1 protein-coding gene is annotated in these 2,725 nt (G+C 74.1%); it reads left to right on the plus strand.

Translation table 11 applies throughout. From position 1 onward, the window contains the following. A partial coding sequence (locus tag EES42_RS45270; RefSeq protein WP_164495499.1) for a type I polyketide synthase occupies positions 1 to 2,725 on the plus strand: 2,725 nt, incomplete at both ends.

Raw genomic sequence — 2,725 nt, forward strand, 5'->3', positions numbered from 1 at the left:
CCGAACTCCACGTGCGCGGCAGGGCAGTTGACTGGACCGCGTACTACGCCGGCACCGGCGCCCGTCGCGTCGACCTGCCCACCTACGCCTTCCAGCACGACCGCTACTGGCTCTCCGCTCCGGTCGCCCCCGTGGGCGACATCACGGCGGCGGGCCTCAGCGGTGCCGGTCATCCGCTGCTGGCGGCCGGGGTGCGGCTGGCCGGTTCGGACGGGTTCCTGTTCACCGGGCGGCTCTCGGTCGAGACGCACCCGTGGCTCGGCGACCATCTGGTGTACGGCACGGTCGTCGTGCCGAGCACGGTCTTCGTCGAGCTGGCGCTGCACGCGGGTGAGCGGTTCGGCTGCGATTCGCTGGCCATGCTGAACGTACGGATTCCACTGGTGCTTCCGGAGCGGGCGGGTGTCGCCGTCCAGCTGACCGTGGGGGCGGCGGACGCGGAAGGGCGCCGCACGGTGGAGGTGTACGCGCGAGCCGAGGCCGACGGCCCCGAGGCGGAGTGGAACCTGCACGCCACCGGCGCGCTGACCCTCGCCCGGCCGCAGTCGGCGGACGAGGCGGACTTCGCCGTCTGGCCACCGCGGGACGCCGTCGAGGTGACTGCGCAGAGCGTGTACGACGACCTCGCCGACGAGGGCTACGACCACGGCACCGCGTTCCGCGCGCTGCGGTCGCTGTGGCGGCGCGGTGACGAGCTGTACGCCGAGGTCGCGCTGCCCGAGGGCACGGACGTCGACGGCTTTGGCCTGCACCCGGCGCTCCTCGACGCCGCCCTGCACGCGGCAGCGGGCGGCGTGCCGTCCGCGTGGTCCGGAGTGTCCTTGGCGGCTGTGGGCGCGACCGCGCTGCGTGTACGGGTCCGTCCCGTACGCGAGGGCGTATCGGTGGCCGTGGCAGACGAGACCGGCGGACTGGTCGCGGTCGCGGACCGCGTGACACTCGCCCCGGTCTCGCCCGAGCTGCTCCGGAGCGAGACCGGCAGCACGGACGCCCTGTTCACCCTGGAGTGGTCGCCGCAGACGGCACCCACGTCGCCGTCGGGCTCCGCTTCGGGCTCTGCGTCGGCGCCGGCGAAGGAAGGGACAAGTGAAGGGTCGAGGGACTGGGCGCTGTTGGGGGAGTCGGCCGCGTTCGAAGCGCTCGGCATCCCCACGTACGAGGACCTCGCCTCCCTGGACCGAGTGCCGGACGTCGTCCTCTACGCCCTCGCACCCGGCACGGGCGACGGCCTGGCCGCCTCCGTGCGTGACACCGCGCACGCCGTCCTCGCGACGGTGCAGGAGTGGCTGGCCGACGAGCGGTACGGCGACGCGCTCCTTGCCGTCGTGACCCGGGGCGCGGTCACCGCGGGCGACGGCACCGGTCCGGTCGACCTCGCGGGCGCCACCGCCTGGGGTCTCGTGCGGTCCGCCCAGTCCGAGAACCCGGGACGGTTGCTCCTCGCCGACCTGGACGACACCCCTGTGGACGTCTTCACCGAGATCCTGGCCGGCGGGGAACCGCAGGTGGCGGTCCGCGAGGGACGCGTCCTCGTACCGCGCCTCGCCCGGGCCGTGCCCCAAGAGGCCCCCGCCGAGCCCGAGTCCGCGTCGGAGTCGGTGTCGGAGACAGAGCGCGAGCGGCACGGCACGGTCCTGGTGACCGGCGCGACCGGCGCCCTCGGTGCCCTGATCGCGCGGCACCTCGTCGCCCGGCACGGCGTACGCAGCCTGGTACTGACCAGTCGCAGCGGCGCCAAGGCACCGGGTGCGGCGGAGCTCGCCGCCGAGCTGACCCGGGCCGGTGCCGAGGTGACCCTGGCGGCCTGCGACGTCGCGGACCGGGACGGACTTGCCGCGGTGCTCGGCGCGATTCCCGATGAGCGGCCGCTGACCGGAGTGGTGCACGCCGCCGGTGTCGTCGACGACGGCGTCGTGTCCTCGCTGACCGCCGACCGGCTCGACGTCGTGCTGCGGCCCAAGGTCGACGCCGCGGTGCATCTGCACGAACTCACCGAGCACCTCGACCTGTCGATGTTCGTCCTGTTCTCCTCCGTCGCCGGAACCTTCGGCTCGCTGGGACAGGGCAACTACGCGGCCGCCAACGCGTTCCTCGACGCCCTCGCACAGGACCGCGCGGGCCGCGGCCTCGCGGCCACGTCACTGGCCTGGGGCCCGTGGGGCATCGCGGAAGGCATGGTCGGACGGCTGCACGACGGCGACACGAGCCGGATGTCCCGGTCCGGAGTGGTTCCGCTGACCTCCGACGAAGGTCTGGAGCTGTTCGACGCGGGGCTCGCCCTCGACCGCCCGGCTCTGCTCCCCGTCCACCTGGACCTGGCCGTCCTGCGCGCCCAGGCCGGTGTCGGCGCGCTCGCGGGCGTGTTCCGCGGACTCGTCCGCACGAGCTCGCGGCGCAGGGCGGGAGCGCTCGCCGGATCGGTGAAACTGCTGCAGCGCCTCGCGGGGCTGTCCCGCGCGGAACGCCGCAAGGCCCTGCTCGACCTGGTGCGTGGTCAGGCGGCCGCGGTCCTCGGCCACAGCGGCGTCGAAGGGGTGGGCGTCACCCGGCCGTTCAAGGACCTCGGCTTCGACTCGCTGACCGCCGTCGAACTGCGCAACCGGCTCGACCGGGCCACTGGCCTGCGACTGCCCGCGACCCTGATCTTCGACTACCCCACACCCGAGGCGCTGGCCGACTACGTACTCGGGGAGGCCCTGGGTACGCAGCCGGAGGCCGCGGCGGT

This window comes from Streptomyces sp. ADI95-17 (genome assembly GCF_003846175.1).
In the GTDB taxonomy this organism is placed as follows: Bacteria; Actinomycetota; Actinomycetes; order Streptomycetales; family Streptomycetaceae; genus Streptomyces; species Streptomyces sanglieri.